The 22,714-nt window shown below is 41.5% G+C and carries 19 protein-coding genes, 4 tRNA genes and 1 other RNA gene; 2 read left to right on the top strand and 22 right to left on the bottom strand.

Going from position 1 to position 22,714, the window contains the following annotated elements; translation table 11 throughout:
* Positions 1-88: 88 nt before the first annotated feature.
* From SALPA_RS24055 to SALPA_RS24020, 8 genes are all read right to left on the bottom strand, one after another.
* Positions 89-808 carry a L,D-transpeptidase family protein gene (locus tag SALPA_RS24055; protein WP_370516719.1) on the bottom strand — a complete coding sequence of 240 codons (720 nt, stop codon included), beginning with the start codon at positions 806-808 and terminating at the stop codon, positions 89-91.
* Between the two features lie 90 nt (positions 809-898).
* Positions 899-1,687, bottom strand: a complete 789-nt coding sequence (locus tag SALPA_RS24050; RefSeq protein WP_255451327.1) for a 3D domain-containing protein — start codon at positions 1,685-1,687, stop codon at positions 899-901.
* Between the two features lie 148 nt (positions 1,688-1,835).
* On the bottom strand, positions 1,836-2,537 hold the full coding sequence (locus SALPA_RS24045) for a 2-phosphosulfolactate phosphatase (protein ID WP_186451216.1): 702 nt from the start codon (positions 2,535-2,537) through the stop codon (positions 1,836-1,838).
* Positions 2,538-2,572: 35 nt separating this feature from the next.
* Complete coding sequence (locus SALPA_RS24040) at positions 2,573-3,823, bottom strand: Zn-dependent hydrolase (protein ID WP_145100032.1); 1,251 nt, start codon at positions 3,821-3,823, stop codon at positions 2,573-2,575.
* A 133-nt stretch (positions 3,824-3,956) separates the two neighbouring features.
* Positions 3,957-4,628: an NAD(P)/FAD-dependent oxidoreductase gene (locus SALPA_RS24035; protein ID WP_145100029.1), complete on the bottom strand. Its 672-nt coding sequence runs from the start codon at positions 4,626-4,628 to the stop codon at positions 3,957-3,959.
* 137 nt (positions 4,629-4,765) lie between these two features.
* Entirely contained in the window at positions 4,766-5,275 is a 510-nt protein-coding gene (locus SALPA_RS24030; RefSeq protein WP_145100027.1) for a ferritin family protein, read from the bottom strand.
* Positions 5,276-5,402: 127 nt separating this feature from the next.
* Positions 5,403-5,783 carry a hypothetical protein gene (locus SALPA_RS24025; RefSeq protein WP_222428107.1) on the bottom strand — a complete coding sequence of 127 codons (381 nt, stop codon included), beginning with the start codon at positions 5,781-5,783 and terminating at the stop codon, positions 5,403-5,405.
* Positions 5,784-6,002: 219 nt separating this feature from the next.
* On the bottom strand, positions 6,003-7,913 hold the full coding sequence (locus SALPA_RS24020) for a glutamine synthetase (protein WP_145100021.1): 1,911 nt from the start codon (positions 7,911-7,913) through the stop codon (positions 6,003-6,005).
* A gap of 294 nt (positions 7,914-8,207) precedes the next feature.
* On the opposite strand from SALPA_RS24020, the gene SALPA_RS24015 reads away from it, so the two are divergent.
* Positions 8,208-8,720 (top strand): GNAT family N-acetyltransferase, encoded by a 513-nt coding sequence (locus tag SALPA_RS24015; RefSeq protein ID WP_145100019.1) that lies wholly within the window; start codon positions 8,208-8,210, stop codon positions 8,718-8,720.
* A gap of 164 nt (positions 8,721-8,884) precedes the next feature.
* Here SALPA_RS24015 and SALPA_RS24010 read toward each other — a convergent pair whose 3' ends face one another.
* The 11 genes from SALPA_RS24010 to SALPA_RS23960 all read right to left on the bottom strand — a co-directional run bounded on the left by SALPA_RS24010 (position 8,885) and on the right by SALPA_RS23960 (position 18,481).
* A complete protein-coding gene (locus SALPA_RS24010; RefSeq protein ID WP_145100016.1) occupies positions 8,885-10,978 on the bottom strand; it encodes a glutamine synthetase III in 2,094 nt (697 codons plus the stop codon).
* 396 nt (positions 10,979-11,374) lie between these two features.
* Positions 11,375-11,729: RNase P RNA component class A (gene rnpB / locus SALPA_RS24005), an RNA gene on the bottom strand.
* 49 nt (positions 11,730-11,778) lie between these two features.
* Positions 11,779-12,897 (bottom strand): Nif3-like dinuclear metal center hexameric protein, encoded by a 1,119-nt coding sequence (locus SALPA_RS24000; protein ID WP_145100013.1) that lies wholly within the window; start codon positions 12,895-12,897, stop codon positions 11,779-11,781.
* Positions 12,888-13,577, bottom strand: coding sequence for a class I SAM-dependent methyltransferase (locus SALPA_RS23995; protein WP_186451215.1), 690 nt, complete (start codon positions 13,575-13,577; stop codon positions 12,888-12,890). The genes SALPA_RS24000 and SALPA_RS23995 overlap by 10 nt, the downstream gene beginning before the upstream one ends.
* 86 nt (positions 13,578-13,663) lie before the next feature.
* A tRNA-Val gene (locus SALPA_RS23990) sits at positions 13,664-13,739 on the bottom strand.
* A gap of 75 nt (positions 13,740-13,814) precedes the next feature.
* Positions 13,815-13,889: transfer RNA gene (locus SALPA_RS23985), tRNA-Glu, on the bottom strand.
* 86 nt (positions 13,890-13,975) lie between these two features.
* Positions 13,976-14,050: transfer RNA gene (locus SALPA_RS23980), tRNA-Ile, on the bottom strand.
* Between the two features lie 55 nt (positions 14,051-14,105).
* Positions 14,106-14,181 (bottom strand) — tRNA-Asn (locus tag SALPA_RS23975).
* A gap of 61 nt (positions 14,182-14,242) precedes the next feature.
* A complete protein-coding gene (gene rpoD / locus SALPA_RS23970; protein WP_145100008.1) occupies positions 14,243-15,340 on the bottom strand; it encodes an RNA polymerase sigma factor RpoD in 1,098 nt (365 codons plus the stop codon).
* Positions 15,341-15,396: 56 nt separating this feature from the next.
* Positions 15,397-17,208: a DNA primase gene (gene dnaG / locus SALPA_RS23965; protein WP_145100004.1), complete on the bottom strand. Its 1,812-nt coding sequence runs from the start codon at positions 17,206-17,208 to the stop codon at positions 15,397-15,399.
* A gap of 271 nt (positions 17,209-17,479) precedes the next feature.
* Positions 17,480-18,481, bottom strand: coding sequence for a deoxyguanosinetriphosphate triphosphohydrolase (locus SALPA_RS23960; protein WP_145100001.1), 1,002 nt, complete (start codon positions 18,479-18,481; stop codon positions 17,480-17,482).
* A gap of 135 nt (positions 18,482-18,616) precedes the next feature.
* Between SALPA_RS23960 and SALPA_RS23955 the strand changes: the two genes are divergently transcribed.
* A complete protein-coding gene (locus tag SALPA_RS23955; RefSeq protein ID WP_145099999.1) occupies positions 18,617-19,096 on the top strand; it encodes an LptA/OstA family protein in 480 nt (159 codons plus the stop codon).
* A gap of 51 nt (positions 19,097-19,147) precedes the next feature.
* On the opposite strand, the gene SALPA_RS23950 is transcribed toward SALPA_RS23955, so the two are convergent.
* From SALPA_RS23950 to glyS, 3 genes are read right to left on the bottom strand one after another with little or no spacing between them, the layout of a single operon-like run.
* Positions 19,148-19,969 carry a pyruvate, water dikinase regulatory protein gene (locus SALPA_RS23950; RefSeq protein WP_145102222.1) on the bottom strand — a complete coding sequence of 274 codons (822 nt, stop codon included), beginning with the start codon at positions 19,967-19,969 and terminating at the stop codon, positions 19,148-19,150.
* On the bottom strand, positions 19,962-20,615 hold the full coding sequence (locus SALPA_RS23945; protein ID WP_145099996.1) for a helix-turn-helix transcriptional regulator: 654 nt from the start codon (positions 20,613-20,615) through the stop codon (positions 19,962-19,964). Before SALPA_RS23945 ends, SALPA_RS23950 begins: the two co-directional genes overlap by 8 nt.
* Positions 20,616-20,650: 35 nt before the next feature.
* Positions 20,651-22,714, bottom strand: coding sequence for a glycine--tRNA ligase subunit beta (glyS, locus tag SALPA_RS23940; protein WP_145099993.1), 2,064 nt, complete (start codon positions 22,712-22,714; stop codon positions 20,651-20,653).

Raw genomic sequence — 22,714 nt, 5'->3', positions numbered from 1 at the left:
TTGGTCAAACCCAGTACTAGGTTGTATTTTACACTTATCACCTATTTTCGTCAACTTCTTGATATTTCGATAAAATTTCTTACTAATTCTATATCCCCAACGCGGTGCAAAACTCTTTGGTAGCTACACCGGTAGTAGTAATTCCCTTATCTGCCTGATAAGCCTTAATAGCTTCTTCAGTCATAGTGCCAAACAAGCCATCTGCTCTACCCTGAAAGTAGCCAAGTTCTTTGAGTTTCAGTTGTAAGGCAACAACATCAGATCCTGAAGTTTTATATTTAAGGTCTCTTTTAATTATAGCTTTTCGACCATCAATGCGCACCGGAGTCCCAATCGGAATCCATTCAAACAATTCTTCAACATCTTTATTACGCAGTCTAATGCAGCCATGACTGGCAAATTGACCTATTGACCAGGGTTTATTTGTCCCATGGATGCCATAAGTGCCCCAAGGCACATTCAATCCCATCCAGCGTGTTCCAAATCCAGTTCCCCAATTATAGTCTTTCCATACCACATTCCACTCTCCGATCGGCGTCGGGGTTTTGCTTTTGCCTACTGCAATCCTGTATTTTTTATATATCTGATCATCATTATAAACTTCAAGTACTTTAGATTGAGTATTTATTACTACACTCACTTTACCTGTGGGTGCGTTGGTTGGCTGATTGGTATCTATTGATGCTAGTTCTTGTTCATCCATATACTCAAAGCCAATAATACTAAAAACAATACTCAAAATAGCAAAAATCGCTATACCATAAAATATCGATGTTTTTCTGAATCCAAACGATAAAATGGAATTCACTTTGTCCCCTCCTTGTAGATAGCATATTCATTCCCAAATATATGCAACTACACAAAGGGATATGAGCAAAGAAAAACCGGCCGAAGCCGGTTATTTCAGAACATATACTTTCACATTTTGAATCCCATAATCCAGCGCTTCTTGTCTGGTATTAAACGCTAAATCAATACGATTGCCTTTAATCGCACTGCCTTGATCGTCAGCTATAGCTTGGCCGTAACCTTCAACCCAAAGTTTGGTTCCCATGGGAATAACAGCAGGATCTACGGCCACTACCCCTTTCTTAACCTTGCCGCCTACATAAGTCAGGTCATTCCATTTTCCATTATCAGTTGTACCAGGACCGTAAGCTGTCGCAGTCATGTTAATCAGCTTACTATAGTTTTGCGGTGCACCAGCAAGGGAGTTGTTATTTTGTACGGCTTTAGGTGTCAGGTCATTACTGCTATTGAGTAATGTAGAAAGCAGCGCAACTTCATCCTGGTATCCTGCCAGACGATTAGTTACCGCTTCTTTAACCGTTTCATCTACTTTGCTGCGCACAGCGGTTTCTACTGCTTTAACAAGGTTTGCTTTAGCAGTTGCTTGCTCTTGGGCTGACAGTTGCTGCGACAAAGCAGCAAGAGTATTTACCATATCCGTTTTTCCGGTTTGATCGATCGCTGTCTGGGCAAGAGTTCCCCATAAAACCTGCTTATCATCTTGTTTTAGAGTCTCACGTAATTTTAGTAACGCTTGTATCTGGTCAGCAGTTGACGTTCCTGTAACGACTTCAGCTAGTTTATTGTCCCACACTGCGGCTTCTGCTCGGGGCATTGCTGATGAAAACAACGGCATTGCGAAAACCATCAAAAGGATAGCGACTGCCTTTTTTTTCAATAGAAATACTCCTTTCGTCTATGGTTTGAATCCGAAGATATTCTATCATATAGCTTACATAAATAATAGCGGTAAAATAAAGAAAACACGGCTTGTGCCAAGTCGTAGCGCAAGCCATGTTGAGATTACCCGGTTGCATTTTATTCAGTTATGCAGTTATAGCGTTTGCTGCGAATACCGGAACAACAGCTATCGTATCTTGTTTCAAACATAAAGCAACATCTTTTTCAAAACCTATATTACATAGATAGTCTGCATGTGATGATTGGGATACTCTTGCAAATAAATCGGCAGCAAAATCCCGATACATAGCTTGCGCTGCCAATGCTGTGTCACTTAGCTTAGCTTCATGACTGAGGCAATCTGCCGCCAGACCGGCACACAAAGCATCTTCTAAGGAGAATTTCCCCTCCGAGCCAGCGCATACAATAATCGTATTTTCTTGTGCTTGGTGTAGAGCGGTAACTATGGAAGCGGCGTTAGCAAAAGCCATTACATATATTTTTTGAGCAGCAGCCACTTTGTTTAATGCCAATGTACCGTTAGTTGTTGTCATGACAATTGTTTTTCCGTATATTTGGTCTTTGGTGTACTCAAAGGGTGAGTTTCCCAAGTTAAATCCGGGAATAAGCAAACCACTGCGTTCCCCGGCTAATACTGCATCAGGATTTTTAGCTTTTAGTGAGAACGCTTCTTCAACCGTTTTCACAGGTATTACACACTGGCAGCCATTGGCGCACGCAGTGGCAATACTGGTAGTTGCCCGCAGCACATCAATAACCACAGCATGGTAACCATAATAGTCTTTGCTGGTAAAATCGTTGGGAGTAAAACAAACATCGATTTTCAAAATATACCTCCCTTTAAAGAAATAGCCTTTATAGCCTATTTGGCTAATTGATATAGGATTTCTGTTAATACATCAAGACCAGCCGCTATGTCATCAGGAGCTACCTCTTTGCAAGCGTTGTAGCTAATACCATCCTTGCAGGGAATCAATACTACGCCGGCAGGCGCTATATGTGCTATATTCATAGCGTCATGGCCAACACGGCTATCAAGCCGTACACTGGTTTGCTTTAATTTACAACAAGCAGCTTCCATTATTTGGTTTATAGTATCGTCAAGAAGTACCGGTTTTTCTGATGACAACACTTCAATTGCAATCGGGGTATTATAATCATCGGCAATGGAACTGACAGCATCTTTAATTTCCTGCAATATTTCAATTATGCTTTCATGCTCTGTACCTCGAATATCTACCCACATTTCAACCTTACCTGGAATTACATTAATAGTGCCTGGATAGGTTTTTAAAATTGTGACGGTAGCCACCGCACCTTGGTACTCATATTCAGCGGCAATATTTCTAATAGCCAAAATAATCATGGCTGCACTTACAAGCGCATCCTGACGCTCCTCTATAGGGGCAACACCAGAATGACCAGCTGTTCCTAGTACGATTATTTTCAATCTAGTAGGGGCGGAAACTTTATCAACAATGCCAATACGAATTCGTCCTTGTTCTAAAACTTGCCCTTGTTCAATATGCAGTTCTACAAAGTCTTTTATACTATTCTTGGAGCGGTTCGCAGTGGAAATCTGCTTAGTCTGGAATCCGATAGCAGCTAGTTCGGCTGATAAAGCGATACCGTCCTGATCCTTAATCGCGTTCAGGGTGGCAGCAGTAACCAGCCCAGCCATAGCTTTACTTCCTATAGTTGGCAAGTTAAAACGGCTGGATTCCTTAGCGGCAAAAACAATCACTTCTAGAGGATGCCTGATATCACTACACGACTTTAGACGGTTAATTGCTGCCAAACCGCAGACGATGCCAAGGACACCGTCATATTTGCCGCCTGACGGCACTGTATCAAGGTGAGAGCCTGTTGCAACAGCCGGGCTACTATCAGTGTCAATGCCTTCTGGTAGAAATCGTCCTATGATGTTGCCGATGGCATCAATATGTACGGTAAGTCCACTTGCTTGCATCAGGCTAATGATATAATTTCGGGCCTGATGATCGGCGGGAGTGAATGCAAGGCGGGTAATGCCAGCGTTATCCTGACTAAATTGGGATACTTGTTCTATCTGTGTAAGAACCCATTTTATATCATATAAATTATTAGCTTGCATAGCAATCGCCCCCTTAAGCAACTCTCTATAGACAGTATAACGCTATTTTGTAAAAATTTCTATAAACCTTGTTAAAAAGATGAAGCGCCTGACGAGCAGACGCTTTATCTTTTTAACAACTAAGACTTATCTTTTAACCTAATATTCCTTTTTTTACCGCCTCAAGACTAAGCCGGTCTATCAGCATACCAAGGCGTTCATGCTTACGGGCAGTTTCTTTGTAGTAAGCAATTATCTTATCAATAATCGGCTGTACTTCTTCTTGAGGTACTGCTTCAATTAACAGATCGGCAATTCTGGGTTTAGCACCGGCACAGCCGCCAATTACAATTTTCCAGCCTTTATTCGTACCAACAAGACCAATATCTTTAACCCAGCTCTCCCCACAGGAGTTAGTACAGCCGCTAACGCCAAATTTCATCTTACCAGGCAATTCCAAACCATGATACGCTTTGTCAAGGGCAAGACCTAAAGTTAATCCATCTTGTTGTGCACGTTTACAGAAATGAGTTGCCGGACAAATTTTCACACTCCGGACGCAAAGGCCAACTGCAGCACCTTTATCCATCCCAAGTTCTTCCCAAACAGCGTCAATTTTATCTTCAGGAATACCAACAATAGCGATCCGCTGTGCCGAAGTCAGCTTAAGCGCCTTGGCACCATATTTTTCAGAAACATCAGCAATTTTTCTAAGTACATTAATATCAAGAATAACACCACCAGGAATATGTGGCGCAATTGCGTATGTTTCTCTGTCACGTTGAACGATAGCACCTTTTTCAAGTAAATCTGTTTTAACTTCCATTATTAAAACCTCCCATAAAATAATAATATGTAATAGACTATTATTATAATTAGATATAAACTATAAAAATCCTGCTAAGATATGAATTTTTTATCAAAAAAAACAGCGCCAAAAGACACTGTTTTTTGAATTCTATTCTACAAACTGTCCAGTATTTCGCGAAGTTTTACTACATGAGTCTGTTCTTCCGCTTTTAGCAGATTAAATATATTGCGTGTTTCTTCAAATTTAGCACATTTAGCTAAAGCATCATAAAATAGAATAGCATCTTTTTCATCCTGGATAGCAGCCTGCAAAATTTCGGCAGCAGTCATTAGCTCAGGGAGTGCTTTTTCTGCTTTGTCTTTTGGGAAAATATGCGGCTCTGCAAGAACTGTTAAATATTTTGAGGTTTCTTGGTCAAATAAATAGTCATTGGAATCCGGGAGCTTACCCTCTTTAATTTTATTGTACAGTTGAGTAAATTGATCAAAATGGGTAGTCTCTTCATTCATAAGCAGCATGAACAATGCTTTATGTTCTTTATTATCTGTTTTCGCAGCTGCTTTTTTGTAAAAATCCCGGCCACGCGCCTCCATATCAACGGCTATCCTCAGTCCTTCCAGATCACTAAACAAGTTGCCCATATCACAAGCATTTTTTTTCATAGTTGACCCTCCTTCAAGCTAATATACTGCTATATTCCATATTTCTAGCATAATTCCTGTTGTCTTTATGTCATTTAAATTTATTATTTAATCTAATTGGGCAGTCAACCCGTGTTGGCGAGGGGAATTATTCTTTTGCACGACCAGCAAGCTCAAACGACTGCCTGGAAACACACCCCCAATCATTATCCTGGACTACTTCCTCCAGATAATTGCCAGCGGTTATCTTATCTATCACCTTCTGCCAAAAGGCCCTCGCCGAATCAGCACCGGTAATCTGACGAACCTGCCATCGCCCTGGATGCTGTGAAAAAACATAACTGGCTAAGGTTTGACCATACCCACTCATTCGTTTTCCAGGTATTATATAAAATTCCGCTACATCTTTCACTTCCCCCATACAAACAACCATAAAGCCAATTGGCTTCTTCTTATCATATAGCAAGTAACCAATATGTTCATGATCAATATCTGTCTGGATTTTGAACAATCCATCCTCGTCAGGCATTTCATGAGTAAGTTTTGAAAATTCCGCTTCATATGCCTGGGTAAGATTATAATAAGCTTTACTATTTTCTTTTGAAATAGTGTGAATCAGCTATCATCACTCCCATCAAATATTGATAGCAGGGACTATCCACCCCAATTGGGTCCAGTAATCTAATAGGATAAGCACAAAAAATCCAGTAATGTCTACTGGATTTTTTGCATTTTAACGTTGAACGTTCTAACAAATATGAATCATATTTTTCTTATATTCGCGATAAAGAATCTCTAATTCGCCAACTTTAGCTGACATTTCAATTTGCATTTCCGATACGGCATCAAAATCGCCAGTTTGAATCGCCTCTTTAATGCGGGTAAACAAGCTTTTTTGCAGCATACAGTCTTTCGCTAAATACACGCGAATGGTATTGATTTTATCCCAATTGGTCAAATCAAGATCACTGGCCGAATCAGCCTCATGTAAAGCTTTAGCCTCTTTAACAATGCTCAGGTTTTCTGGAATAATACGGTTTAATAGTTCCGCTTTCCAACGAACCAATGCACCGGCGGCGAAGGCTTCAATGAGTTCTTGACGGAAGGCATTGCCGGCAGTAAGAGTTTTCACTTTTTCTGGATACTTTTTAAGGTTCTGCATGTTCTCCCAAACAGTTGCAGGCGGTTTAGAAAACAGGCGGTCGCGCTCCTCAGCAGAATAATCATCAAAGACATCGTGTTCGCTACGGTATGCCCGGTCTGTTTCAAGATAAAAGCCTTCTTTGCCCGCGTCTTTGGATAATTCTGCATCAAGCTCTTCTACCGTTTTACCAGAGTTAACTGCTGCTTTAATACCATCAAGCATACTCATATAGAAGGCTGTTAAGGCAGTATAGGTATTTGTGTATGGATTAGGAGAACGAACCTCAAATCTAGTAGCCATTGGACTATTAACATCACGCACAAGACCGGCTAAAATAGTTCTGTTACGGGATGGTGTAGCCGGATTATGTCCTAGCGATGTTACAATACATACAGGCGCTTCAAAGCCTGGTTTTAAACGGTTAAGCGAATCATTAGTAGCAGAGATAAACGGATTTATTACTTCATAGTGCTTTAAGAGACCCATGATGGCACCATAACCAATAGCACTTAAGAAGTATTGTTTCATATCGGTTGGTGAGAATAGGTTGACAACTTTGCCTGATTTAAGTTTTGCAGCAAAACCAACATGTGTATGTTCACCGCTGCCAGCAACACCAATGATTGGTTTTGCCTTAAAGGTTACGTCAAGACCATTTGCCCGGAAAGCTTCTTTAACTAAAATTCTGGCTTGAAGTTCATTATCTGCACACTGTAAGGCATTAGAGAATTTCCAGTCAATTTCAAGCTGTTCCATAACATGATTCAAATGACCGGTTTCATCAATCTGGGCTTTAATGCCGCCAACTTCTTTATGCCCCATTTCTGGTTCAAGCCCGTAGTTTTTCATCATCATCAAAGCCTGTTCCATTGCCGTGCGGACACTGCCGCGAGTCCGCTGCCAATATTGCTCTTGCATCACCTGTGAAGCAGAAAGATCTTCAACGTCAGCCTTATTCGCAGGGGTTTTTACCCAAAACTCAAGTTCAGTAGCAGAGGTAAAGATAATATCTTCTACATCAGCCCCATTAATATGTTCCAGGCCGGCAATTTTGGCATTCTTTTTAAAGAGGTCCAGTAGCTCACCTTTACTATATTCTAAGCTTTGTGCCAAAATTGACCGCGAATCAACTCTGAGACCATTATGTACCAGATAAGCAGGAATACGCAGTGTGCCGATAGGCTTACCTGTCTCTTCATCAATATGTTCAAAATTATAATCTACAAACCAATTTACACTGGCATCGGCAAGCATATCTACTTTGGCATTGTTTAATACGGCAATGCCAGTAAGAACAACAGACGAGCCATCTGTTTGTACTGCTGTGCCATTATAGAAATCGTCCATGTCCTTAATAAATAGTTCAATAGGGATTTTCTCATCAGTATCGTTGCCTGCCAAATCAATACCAACAAGTGAGGCAAACTTAATCTCAGGATGGTTAGTGAGCAGGCTTGCAATTTCTTCTTTACCATACTTACCGGCAGGAATAAGATACACTAAATCTTTTACCACTTTCCTTCACCTCGTACATAAAATATCTTACAATATAGTTTTTCTCATTTTTCCTGGTCAATACAACTAAAAAACAAACTCTTCCCACTTTTGTAAGGAGACTTCATTGACTCAGGTTTTAAATATGTATTTATTATAGCATATAAATACATTTTGTCTAGAAGACCGTAACCAGTATACAAAGTTATGAATACCGGTTGCAAAACAAAGCAGGAAGCGTCAATGTCTACGTCGAACATAAATCTCAAACAAGCAGCCCTTTACTCAAATAGAATTTATGTGGAGGTTATACCTATGATTCGCCATCTAGAATACAGTGATTTAACGGCTGTCCTAGAAATATATAATGAGGCAATACTCAATACCACAGCAGTCTATGATTATAAACCCCATACCCTTGAAGATAGAACATCATGGTATGAGAAGAAAGTAGCAGACGGATTTCCTATCCTGGTGTTTGAAGAAAACAATACCGTCGTCGGATTTGCCACATTTGGGCCCTTCAGGGCGTGGCCTGCGTATAAGTATACGATAGAGCATTCAGTCTACGTCCACAAAGACCATAGAGGAAAACATATCGGGACCGCGCTACTGAAAGAGTTAATAAAGATTGCTAACACCAAAGGCTATGCTACAATGGTAGCTGGTATAGACGCGAGTAATGAAGGCAGTAGATTAATGCACGATAAATTAGGTTTTAGCCAGTCTGGTACAATCCGGAAAGCTGGTTATAAATTTGGTAGATGGCTTGATCTGATTTTTTATCAGTACCAACTCCAAGGACCTGAAATACCAATAGAGGAATGACATCTAACCTGTTAAAAGGCTAAGTATCCTTGGTCTTTAGTAATACTACATTTGAATAGTTTAGCATATAATATAAAAAAAGCACTGGTTTAAAGGGCCAGTGCTTTTTTCTAATAGGTTACTATAATTATATGGGGTTCTTCATCAAACTAGACTTGCCTCTATTACAAATTAAATAATAAGTCGCCATAAGTTGGCATTGGCCATACATCTTTATCTACCAGAGTTTCCAGTGTATCAGCAACTTTTCTTAAAGCATCCATCTTTTCAAATACATCAAATCTGAATAATGAAGCTTGCTCGTAAGTATCTCCATGAGCATTTGAAGCTTTGTCTACAGCTTCTTCAAGAACAGCAATATTTTTCTTTAAAGATGCAGTTAATGAAGATACTTCTGTTAGCAATTCAGTTTGAGCAGTTAGATCGGCTGCTATACCTGTAGCTTTGATTGTATTAATTGATTCAGCAAGGGTGGTAGCAAACTTGATAACTGCAGGAAGTATCTGTCTCTTAGCCATTTCAATCATTGTTAAAGCTTCAATGTTAATAGTCTTGACATAATTTTCAAGAGCTATTTCATAGCGGGATTCCATTTCTACTCTGCTTAATACGGCATGTTTTTCCATTACTGCTAAGTTCTTTTCATCAATTAATGCTTTAGTAGCTTCTACAGTAGTCTTTACGTTTGGAAGTCCTCTTCTTTCAGCTTCAGCTACCCATTCATCTGAGTATCCATTTCCGTTAAACACTACATTCTTATGCTTAGTTACATATTCAGTAAGAATTGCCTTAACTTCAGCACATACATCTTTAGCCGCTTCTAATCGATTGGCAACTTCACTTAATACTTCAGCTACTATAGTATTTAAAATAAAGTTTGGCTCCGCGATGGAGGCAGAAGAAGGACACATCCTAAATTCAAACTTATTGCCGGTAAATGCGAATGGAGATGTTCTGTTTCTGTCCGTTGCATCTTTGGGTAAAGCCGGAAGTGTAGTAACACCTATTTCCATATGACCGCCGGTTTTAGAACTTGTCGCTCCACCCTTTTCAATTTGTTCTAAGATGTCTTGTAATTGCTCTCCTAAGAATATTGATATTATAGCTGGAGGAGCTTCGTTAGCACCTAGTCTGTGATCATTCCCAGGATTTGCAGCTGATACTCTTAATAAACCCGCATATTCATCGACTGCTTTTATAACAGAGCACAAGAATACCAGGAACTGTTTATTATCATGTGGAGTAGAACCTGGCTCAAGTAGGTTCATTCCATCATCTGTTGCCATTGACCAGTTATTATGTTTACCAGAACCGTTGATTCCAGCGAATGGTTTCTCATGTAATAAGCATACAAGATCCTGTCTTAAAGCAACTTTTTTCATTATATCCATAGTAAGTTGGTTATGGTCTGTTGCAATATTGGTAGTACAAAATATTGGTGCTAATTCATGCTGTGCCGGAGCAACTTCGTTATGCTTAGTCTTCGCAGCAATTCCAAGCTTCCAAAGTTCTTCATCCAGTTCCTTCATGTAGGCAGAAATTCTTTCTTTGATTGATCCAAAATAATGATCTTCTAATTCCTGTCCTTTGGGAGGTTTAGCACCAAAAAGTGTTCTGCCGGTAAATATTAAATCTTTTCGTTGTTCAAACGTTTTCTTATCAACTATAAAGTATTCTTGTTCTGGCCCAACAGTTGTAATAACTTTGCTTGTTGTTGTATTACCAAGAGCTTTTAATACACGTAACGCTTGTTTGGATAAAGCTTCCATTGAACGTAATAATGGCGTCTTCTTGTCCAAAGCTTCACCTGTATATGAACAAAAAGCAGTTGGTATACATAAAGAATCATCTTTTATAAATGCTGGTGATGTACAATCCCAGGCAGTATAGCCTCTGGCTTCAAATGTTGCTCTAATGCCACCAGAGGGGAAGGAAGAAGCATCTGGTTCGCCTTTAATTAATTCTTTACCTGAAAATTCCATTATAGCCTTACCATTGGCGGTTGGCGCTATAAATGCGTCATGTTTTTCAGCAGTTATGCCTGTCATTGGTTGAAACCAATGAGTAAAATGTGTTGCGCCTTTTTCAAGTGCCCAATCTTTCATTATGCTTGCTACTACGTCTGCAACTGCCGGGTCTAAAGGAAGACCGTCTTCAATTGTCTTCTGTAAAGCTTTGTAAGTAGCTTTAGGAAGGCGCTCTTTCATAACAGCATCATTAAATACATTTGAACCAAAAATTTCACCTAGGTTGCTCATCAAAAAAACCCCTCTCAATTTTTCATCTTACCATTAAATTTGAATAATTTATGCTGTAAATTTTTTGAAAATAATATAACGTGTATTTTTATACACTAGCACAATATAAGAAATGAAGAAAAAAATATAGACTCCTTCACATAAAAGTATCATGTGAAGGAGTCATCATTGACTCTGGAATTTAATTATGCTTTTATTATAGCATAAAAATAGCATTTGTCTAGAGCGTAAAAAACTTTTTAAGAAAATATGATGATAATCACTACTGTTCCGGCAAAAGTTTGCCACCATTACTCATTCTGGCAACCAAGAATATTTCAACCCCAAATCGTTACATCTGTAGAAATAACACAAAACCCACAGACAACAAAAAGTCTGCGGGTTTTACTATGCTTCCTTCTGAGTAGTCAATAAGCCGAGTTCTGTTCCGCTTTTGGCGGCGACGATCATTTATCTGGGTCGCCAGTTGCCTGACGACTCTAGCGACACACCCGGAAGGTTCAGCGGGCAGCTTCATCCCTTCCCTATTTGGTCTTGCTCCAGGTGGGGTTTACCTAGCCAGCCAGTTACCTGACTGCTGGTGCGCTCTTGCCGCACCGTTCCATCCTTACCTGACAAAACGTCAGGCGGTCTACATTTCTGTGGCACTATCCCTAAGGTCGCCCTCGCTGGACGTTATCCAGCACCCTGCCCTATGGAGCTCGGACTTTCCTCAAATGCCCTAAACATCTGCGATCATCTTTCGTACTCAGAAGCCATATTATTATGAATTAAAATCATAACACTAATGACCAAACAAGTCAATACGCTGTAAATACATCTTTGCCTGAATTATTAGCAATCATTTCTACAGCCCAACCATTTTCACGGGCTTGTTTATCTAGATAGGCAGCTACACTTTGAACCACCGGTTGTTCGGTAGCAAAGTGACCGGCATCAATAATCGCAAGCCCCTCCATAAGGGCTTGTTGCGCTTCATGATACTTTACATCACCGGTTACCAGAACATCGGCCCCTGCTTTAATGGCATTTTTAATAAGGCTTGCCCCGCTGCCGCCACATACCGCCACTTGATTTATTACTGTATCGGCTGAACCAGCCACCTTTATTGAATTAACCATTAATAAATGTTTTACTTGGTTACTAAAATCTCGTAACGACATAGCTTCACCAAGTCGTCCAATTCTTCCTAAGCCGCAGTTAGGCCCTTTGTTTTGTAGTAAATATTCATCATACGCAACTTCTTCATAGGGATGAGCCGCTAACATAGCATTAATGACGCGACAGCGCAGCCCTGACGGGACAATGGTTTCAATTCGACTTTCATCAACAAATTCAAGCTGACCCTCTCTGCCAATAAACGGGGTGGTTGCCGCTAACGGTAAAAAGGTTCCGACCCCTTTGGTCTGAAAGGTACAATGACTATAGTTGCCAATATGGCCTGCGCCAGCCTCACTCATAGCTATTCGTACTTTTTCAACATGAGATGCTGGGACAAAGACTACTAATTTATATAGCTTTTCCTGATACACTGTTGACAGCGGCTTACTATCCTTAAGCTGAAACTTTTGGGCCAAAATATCATTTACACCACCAGGAGCACTATCCAAATTGGTATGAGCGGCATATACGGCTATTTTATTTTTAATCAGATCAAATAGCATGCTGCCTAACGGTGAATCAGTACGAATATTGGTAATACCTTTAAACAATACAGGATGATGGGAAACAATCATGTCAGCACCTACAGTAATGGCCTGATTAATAGCCGTTTGGTCTACATCTAAAGTAATCATGATTTTATGAATAGTTTGCTCAGGACTACCAACTAAGAGACCAATATTATCCCAATCCTCCGCCAAATGCTTTGGTGCCAATTGTTCAAGCTTAGTAATAACTTCATGGCATTTTACAGACATGTGCGCTTGTCCTCCAAATCCTTAAGTTTATCGGCAAATTCTCTATATTTCGCAGAATGTACGGCTTCAGCACTTCCTGCCATCGCCGCCAGCACACCGCGTAAATGCACAATTAATTCCTCAATATGCAGCAGCAGCAGCGGATGTCTTGAATGCCAGAGCAGCGGACCTATTTCATAAAGTATAGGCTCAAAGGGCTGACTTTCACCAGGCTCTGCCGCAATAATCTGATATAGCTTACCATCTTCCTGGATAAGCTGTTCACTGATTATTTGCCAGCCATTGGTTTGCAGCCACATTCTGACCGCTGCCGCTGCAATCATGGGTTGTACAATAAGACGCTTGAGTGTAGCTGTTACTTCCGGTCGCGAGCGTAAGATATCAATAATATTCAAACCACCCATACCGGCAATAACGACAGTTTCAGCTTCTCCCGGACGTACTACCTCAAGCCCGTTACCGCGCCTGACTGAGATGAACTCTTCTAACTGTGCGGCAACAACAGCATTTTTAGCCGATAGATAAGGGCCTTGGTGAATATCGCCGGCGATTGCCCGGGCAACAACATTATGGGAAATAAGATATATCGGCAGATAAGCATGGTCGGTGCCAATATCAGCCATAGTCACTCCGACAGGAACCATATCGGCAATTGCCTGCAAACGTTCTCCTATTTTCACGTGCATAGTCCTCCAGTAAATTTCCCTGTTAGTATATGTATGTATAGCAAAAACCTGCGAATTGCTTCGCAGGTTTTTTTTAGGTGTGGTGGGCGATGACGGGATCGAACCGCCGACATCCTGCTTGTAAGGCAGGCGCTCTCCCAGCTGAGCTAATCGCCCGTATTCGTGGGTTCGCTTCGTTCACATGCTCGGTTTGTTCGAACTCACGATTTATCGAACCTCGAATCATCGAAATGGTGACCCGTGGGGGAATCGAACCCCCGTTATCGCCGTGAAAGGGCGGTGTCTTAACCGCTTGACCAACGGGCCATTTGAGAGGTAGGATGCGGGAAGTTAGAGGTGAGATGTGGAATAGTATGTCACTTCTCTAACCTCTTGCCTCCCACATCCCAATTTGGTGGGCCCACCTGGGATCGAACCAGGGACCAGCCGGTTATGAGCCGGCTGCTCTACCGCTGAGCTATAGGCCCTAGAGAGATATTAAAACAGGTTTTCCGAAGAAAGCCTGTTTTATCAGCTAATAACTGGCTCCTCGAGTAGGACTCGAACCTACGACAAATCGGTTAACAGCCGATTGCTCTACCAACTGAGCTATCGAGGAATATCGCCAACGTTGATTATTATAAAACAATGTCCGTATTACGTCAAGAGATTATTGCGTTTTATTCAAGAAAATCTTTTAATTTTTTACTGCGGCTGGGATGGCGAAGTTTGCGAAGTGCTTTCGCCTCTATTTGACGAATACGTTCTCGGGTAACTCCAAAAAATTGCCCGACTTCCTCTAATGTGCGAGCCCGCCCATCATCTAAGCCAAAGCGGAGGCGCAATACCTTTTCTTCTCTGGGAGTGAGCGTTTCCAAAACGTCTTCCAGCTGTTCTTTAAGCAACATAAAAGAAGCAGCTTCTGCCGGAGCAGGGGCATCCTGATCTTCAATAAAATCACCCAGGTGAGAATCTTCTTCTTCGCCAATTGGCGTTTCCAGTGATACAGGTTCTTGGGCAATTTTCATAATTTCCCGGACACGCTCAACAGTGACTTCCATAGCTTTGGCCACTTCTTCCGGTGATGGTTCCCGCCCTAATTCCTGTAGGAGTTGACGGGATACCCGAATCAGCTTATTAATAGTTTCAACCATGTGCACCGGAATCCGGATAGTACGGGCTTGATCAGCGATAGCCCTGGTTATTGCCTGACGTATCCACCAGGTAGCATAGGTACTGAATTTATAACCCTTATTATAGTCAAATTTTTCTACAGCCTTAATTAAGCCTAAGTTACCTTCCTGAATCAGATCCAGAAACAGCATACCGCGGCCTACATAACGCTTAGCAATACTTACAACCAGCCTTAAATTCGCTTCGGCCAGCCGCCTTTTCGCTTCTTCATCACCTTGTTCCATACGTTTGGCCAGTTTAATTTCCTCATCAGCAGTTAAAAGTGGAACCCGGCCAATTTCCTTAAGATACATTCTAACAGGATCATCAATACTAATGCCTTCAGGAATGGTGAGATCAATATCTACTTCTTCGGTCGTTGCTTCCATCTCTGGATTCTCAATAAGCTCAGCATCCGGAGCTTCATCAATAATTTCAATGCCTTTATTACTGAAGATTTCGTACATATCTTCGATTTCTTCAGGGCTCATGTCTTCCGTTTGCATAGTATCCATAATTTCGGTATATGTTAACACTCCGCGCTTTTTGCCTTTATGCAAAAGCTCATTTACGTGCTCGACCGGCGTAGTTTTCTTATCAGCCACAATTCCCCCCCCTTCCTTTGGCAATTAACGGTAGTAGCTTTACCCATACTTGTTTATTAATGATGTAATTTGCTAATTTCATGTTTAATTCGCTGACTTTCCGCTAATTCCTGCAGAAAGTTACTATCCCCCATGCGTTCTAATTCATCGGCCATTAGCCGGTGTTGTTCATATAATACAGTCAAATGTGCTAATCGAATCGTCTTTATACAGTCATCAACCAATTGGACGACATCATCAAACTGGTTTTCCATCAACATAATCTGTGAAAACTCGTTGTTTGCTTTTTCACTTAAGCTATTTACACCAGCAGTAAACGCTGCTTGCATTACTTGGTTTTCCATATTATACGCATTAACTATGAAATTAATTATCTCTTGTTGAAGAGTTCCTTGTATTTCTTGTGGTGAAAGCTTAGCTAAAATATAAGGGATAAGTGATAAATCATCGCACATTAATCGAATCAACTGACGTTCTGCCTGAATTACCGCGGGAGTTGGTTGGTTGTATAATAGTGCAATATTTATAGGCTTCCCTGATTTTACATTTTTATCCTTTTTAAATTGAACAATATACTTTCTAATTTCGCTCCGTAAAGCGCTTTCATCAACAGCAAGCACTTGCGACAAACGGGTAATATGGGCATTAACTGCTACGGCATTATCCGTCTCGGCCAGAATAGGTGTCAACTTACCAACAACGGCGATTTTACCCTGGACGGTAGAATAATCATCCGATTTTAGCGCTTGGTCCAGTTGGTAATCCAGCAGCGGCTGAGCCGATTGGAGTAACTCCAGGAACGATTGACTGCCATGCTTGCGGACGAATTCGTCGGGGTCTTTGCCATCTGGAATGGTTACTACTTTAATGGTCCCCCCTAACGAGCGAGCAGTATCTAGTGCCCGAACAGTGGCATTTTGTCCAGCAGCATCGCTATCATAAGAAAATAATAATTCTGCATTAAGCTTAATCAAATTTCTGGCTTGTTCAGGTGTAAAAGCCGTGCCTAAGGAGGCAACTACATTCTTAATACCCTGAGTATAAAGAGTGATAACATCCATATACCCTTCGACAATAACCACTTGGCCTAAATCCCGAATATGTTTATAAGCATTATCAAATCCATACAAAACGTGGCGTTTGTTGAAAACCTCAGTTTCTGGCGAGTTGAGATATTTGGGCTGACTATTATCCAAAACTCTACCGCCAAAACCAATAACCCGCCCTCTTACATCACTAATGGGAAAGATAATACGGTTGCGAAATCGGTCATACACACCATCACCAGAATTACGCGGAGCAGATAAACCGGATTTGAGCAGTATATCAAGGGGAATACCACGCTCACTCAAGGTTAATGATAGTTTATCCCATAATGGCGGAGCAAACCCCAATTTCAAAAAGTCAATGGTTTCAGCAGATATGCCTCGGTTAGCCAAATATTCACGGGCAGGTATTCCATAATTAGTTTTGGTCAAGCAGGCGTGAAAAAAATCTCTGGCTAATGCATTTACTTGATAGATTCTGGCAAGTTCTAGTTCTTTGGCTTGTTCACGCGGTGTTTTTTCTCTTTCCGGCAAAGGAATATTTAGCTTAGCAGCTAACAGTTTTACCGCTTCAAAAAAAGTAATATTTTCCACTCGCATCAGGAAATTAAAAACATTGCCGCCAGTCTGACATCCAAAACAATAAAAAAACCCTTTATCCGGATTTACTGAAAATGACGGTGTCTTCTCACTGTGAAAAGGGCAACAGCCCCAAAAATTTTTTCCTTTCTTTTTTAAGGATACATAATCGGAAACAATACTAATAATATCGCTTTCTGACCGCAACCTATCGATAAAATCATCGAAAACTGCATCTTTCATATAACTTCACCTTATCCAGGCAATGACAAATTTCCCGCTGTGTTTTAGGTTTGCAGAATATGCAAATAGTTCCAAGCTTTGACTTAATTCTACATTCAGGTTAATATTCCTGCCAAAAGTATGCAACTACCTGCAAAGTTATGGACACAGTCTTTATCATCTTTATTTTAATAATTATTATTCAATATAAATGATAAAATTCCTCTTTTACATCTTGACAAAAGTAATAATATTTGTTCAAAAAACAAAAGCAGAGCCTATGTAAGCTCTGCTATAATTGGGGTATTCCCCAGGTTGCAGGAATAAATAGTTTTTCGAATTGTTTTATTGCATACAAATCAGTCAGACCAGCAATGTAATCAATAACTATCGTCTGCAATCCCCAGCGCTCTTCCCGTTCCAAAAATTCCTGAGGCAAGCTGCCAGGGTTATCCATATAATACTCGAAAAGCTTACTAACAACATACTTGGATTTTTTTCGATCAGGCTCGAGTTCGGCTGAGTGATAGATTTTTTTAAACATAAACGCCCGAAACTCATCCATAGCCGCTTTAACCCTGCCAGACATAAGAATTTCGTTTCTTCCTTCTGATTCGGTAATAATATCAGAAACCATTACGGTTATCATACTGGATGGATTTGTACCTAAGACGTTACTAACATTTTGCGGTAAATCAGAAGGTTTTATCATACCAGCGCGAATACCATCATCATAGTCATGGCACAGATAGGCAATACGGTCACTTCTGCGAACAATGTTACCTTCCAGGGTAAACGGCTTATTATCACCAGTATGGTTAAGTATGCCATCTCGAACTTCTGCAGTCAGATTAAGCCCTTGTCCTCCCCGTTCGAGATGTTCTACTACCCGCAAACTTTGTTCATTATGATTGTAATGACCAATAAGTTCACGCAATGCATATTCGCCGGCATGACCAAACGGAGTATGTCCTACATCATGGCCTACAGCAATCGCTTCAGTCAAGTCTTCATTGAGCATTAGACCACGGGCGATAGTGCGGGATATCTGCGCAACCTCCAGGCTATGTGTCATACGCATCCGATAATGATCGCCCGGAGCTATATACACCTGTGTTTTATGCTTAAGACGCCGAAACGATTTACTATGAATAATGCGATCCCTGTCGCGTTGAAAGGCGGTACGGAAATCACACAAATCCTCTTCTTTGTCCCTGACGGCATCGCGGCTTTTCGCCGCATAGGCTGATAAGATTTTAAATTCCTGCTCTTCAATTCGTTCACGGACTTTCATGCTAAAAGCGCCTCCTTCCTTAGGTATATTATAACATTATTTACCTGTAGCATTACAATGTTAATTTTTCATTACAGGCTACACAGGATTAAAACTTATTTGCTATAATAAGTTTTAAGAAAGGAGGGCCACAGAATGAAGTATCGCAGAATATTATTTTCGGTGCTTTTAATGTTTCTACTCGTAACAAGCACTGCATTCGCGGCCAAACCAGTCATAACTGCTGACCGTACATACTTTGATGTTAATACAGGACTATATGTTCTAAAAGGCAATGTTTACATTGAGGTTAGGAATAGGGTGATTACAGCTGGTGAGGCCAAAGTAAATTTAGCCACATTGGAAGTATGGGGCGCAGGCGGCATAACGGTGAATCAGGACGATATCGCCTTTACCGGTGACAGTGTCTATGTTTATGGTACTAAAAATCGAGCGAGTATTGATGGTGGTGTAAATTTCTCCCGTACCGGCCTAACGATTAGCGCTGATAGGGTAGACTTTTCTTGGGATACCCGAATCGCTTCTTTTAATGGCAATGTTCATGTGTCTCAGGGTGAAAACGAATGGACAGCTGATTCTGTAAACTATAATGTTGATTCCAATAGTTTTATTTAAGCGTAAAAAATCCCTGGCAGGTAGCACTACTATGCTACGCCAGGGATTTTTTCAGCCATTTGCCAGTTTGTTTTTCTGAACAACTTCTAATATTCGATTGGCTGTCTCTTCGATTGCCTTGTTTGATACATCAATGACCGGACATTCCAACCGCCGCATAATAGTACGGGCATAATCCAGTTCTTCATTGATCCGGCTAATATTAGCATAGCTGGCATCTGGTGCCAAGCCCATGGTTTTTAGACGTTCACTACGGATTTCATTAAGTTTAAACGTGTCAATAATCAGGCCGACAATACGATGCGAAGGTACTTGGAATAGTTCCTGCGGCAACGGTGCTTCCGGCACAAGCGGCACATTGGCCACCTTTACTTTTTTATGCGCCAAATACATACTAAGGGGAGTTTTGGAAGTGCGTGATACCCCAATAATAACAATATCGGCTTTTAACAGACCTAAGGGGTTTTTCCCATCATCATATTTTACGGCAAATTCCACAGCCTCTACCCGTTTAAAATATTCCTGGTCTAGTTTATGAACAAGCCCTGGCTTCAGCCGCGGTGTCATTTCTGTAATATTTTGGACAGCATGAATCATCGGCCCCATGATATCCACTGTTTGAATATTGTGTTCCTGAGCTTGTTCCAGCAATGCGTCCCGCAAATCAGGTGATACCAAAGTGTGACAAATAATGCAGGTATGTTTTGTCGCCTCCCGCACGGTTTCGGCAATTTGTTCCACCGAGTTGATATACGGAATTCTGATAATATCAAATTCTCCGGAGTTAAATTGACTGGCAGTGGCTCGCGCCACCTGCTCGGCTGTTTCACCAATCGAATCAGACAATGCGTAAATAATCGGTAGGTTAGCTATAGTGTTCTCCTCCTCGTCCCTCGCCCAGTTCAACGAACAATCTGGCGATATTGGTTTTGGTTAGTCGTCCGATTACTTCATAAGCTTTTGGTTCCTGATGATCAGCAATCGCTACAACCGGCAGACTGTCAACTTCGTTATCGATAATTTTTTTTGCCGCTGCAAGTACAGATTCATCGGGAGAAGTTACCACGATTTTCGGCATAGGTGTCATAAGTACTTTAACTGGCATCTTATGCAGATCACTGCCTCCAAGGGCTACTTTTAGCACATCTTTGCGGGATACCACTCCAGTGAGAATACCTGCCGGCTCAACAATAAAGACTGAGCCAACATCTTCAAGAAACATGGTAACGACAGCATCATAAACACTTGTACTGGCAGTAATAACAACAGGAACTGACTGGACATCCCGAACTTTGATCCTGCTTATTTGATCAGTAAGCATACTCATTACATTTTTTCCAGTATAATAGTAACCTACTTTAGGACGAGCTTCTACCATACCGGACATCACTAGGATCGCTAAATCAGGTCTGAGCGCGGCCCTTGTTACATTAAGACGTTCAGCAATTTGTTCCCCTGTAATCGGTCCTAAACTTCTGACCATCCCCGCAATTTTTTCTTGGCGCGGCGTTAAGCCCAATCACTCTCACCCCTTTTTGCCCCGGTATTACTCAACTACATGACTACAATTTTAGTCAAATCAGCCGTCTGAGCTGCTAGTGTTGCTATGGATTTTAATAAAGCTAAGCGATTATTTTTAACCTTAGCATCTTCAACCATAACCATAACTGCACCAAAAAATGCATCAATCGGTGCAGCCATAGCCGCCAGCACAGTAAGTATTCCCTGATAATTTTTTTCTGCATGATAATTGGCTATAACTGTGTGCGCATCAATGTAGGCTTTGTACAAAGCATGTTCGGCATCAGCAGTGAACAAACTGACATCAATAGCTTCAGAAGTGGCATTTTTCGCAAGATTCCCCACCCGAACAAGGGCCTGTACGGCTTTTTGCATTGCCACTGTACCGCCCTCTACAGCCATAGCATTAGCACGCAGCCAAGTATCATAAATATCATCGCTACCGGCAGCCAATACAGCATCAATCATATCATAGCGCAAATTTTCTTCGGTTAAAATATTTTTAATACGCAAGCGGAAAAATTCCTGAATATCTGTTACTAATTTAGTCCTTCGCTCATTATCGGTAATACCGAGCAAATCCATGGCCTGAGCGGCAATGGCACTTAAGGAAACATGATACTTAGCATCAATTAAAATATTAACCATACCCAGTGCCTGGCGCCTCAGCGCATAGGGGTCCTGAGAGCCGGTAGGAATAAGGCCGCGACTAAAGGTGGCAACAATATTATCCATTTTATCAGCGATACTAATTAACCGGCCGGCAGTAGTCTGTGGCAAACCATCACCGGCAAACCGTGGAAGATAATGTTCAAATACAGCTTCAGCGACCTCGGGACGTTCACCGCTCAGCTTAGCATACTCCCGGCCCATAATACCCTGCAGTTCAGTAAATTCACACACCATTCCTGTTACCAAATCAGCTTTAGATAACTGCGCACCGCGCTTGGCAATAGTAAGCTCATCCTGACTAACACCCAGTATTTGACCACAGCCAGTGGCTAAACGTTCTAAGCGTAACACTTTATCATAAAGTGTACCCAATCCTTCCTGGAATACAATTGTCTTAAGTTTTTCTACCCGCTCTGCTAGTGGCAGCTTTCGATCTTCTTCAAAAAAGAAACGGGCATCCGCAAGTCTCGCCTTAAGTACTCGCTCATTGCCATGACGAACAATATCAATATGTTCAGAGCCGCCGTTCCTGACGGTTATAAACATAGGCAACAGTTTGCCATCTTTTCCAGTCACCGGAAAATAGCGTTGATGTTCACGCATGGGAGTAATAATAGCTTCAGGTGGCAGACTAAGGTATTTAGCTTCAAAATCGCCACATAGGGCTGTCGGATATTCTACCAAATACACTACTTCTTCTAAAAGCTCCTGGTCAATGGTCGCCGTGCCTCCCCGGCTGATCGCCAGGTTCTCAACTTGCTCCTTGATGATCTGGCGGCGTACATCCTGATCAACCATAACAAAATTTTCGCTAAGGCAAGCAATATAGTCTGCCACAGAATTGACAGTTACCTCTGCCTGCCCAAGGAAACGGTGACCTCGCGTAACCTTACCGGAAGTTACTCCCGGTAAAGAAAATGGCACAACTTCATTGCCAAATAACGCTACCAGCCAGCGAATTGGACGGACAAAACGCATATCCAGGTCGCCCCAGTGCATACTCTTAGGAAATGATAGGCTTGTTACTATGTCAGCTAATAAGCCTGGTAAAAGTTCGGCAACCGGGCGGCCCTTCTCTTGGACAATGGCATATACATACTCATCTTTAACAACCAATGCCGCCGGATCAACACCCTGTCCCCTGGCAAAGCCTAAAGCAGCTTTGGTGGGAGTGCCATCTTGGCCAAAAGCAATTTTTATCGAGGGACCTTTGTTTTCACTATGCTTATCGGCTTGCGTGACAGCCACTTCTTTTACAATAACTGCCAGGCGGCGTGGTGTACCCACAGCCCGAACCGCGCCATAACTAATTCTAAGTTCTGTGAGTTTTGCTTTTGTCGTATTTTCAAGCTGCGCTAAGGCAGCAGGCATAAACTTGGCTGGTATTTCTTCGGTGCCAATTTCTAATAGTACATCTTTGGTCAT

It is taken from the genome of Sporomusa sp. KB1, assembly GCF_007830295.1.
In the GTDB taxonomy this organism is placed as follows: domain Bacteria; phylum Bacillota; class Negativicutes; order Sporomusales; family Sporomusaceae; genus Sporomusa.
Note: the sequence above shows the minus strand (reverse complement) of the source record. Positions and strands in the feature narration are given on the sequence as shown.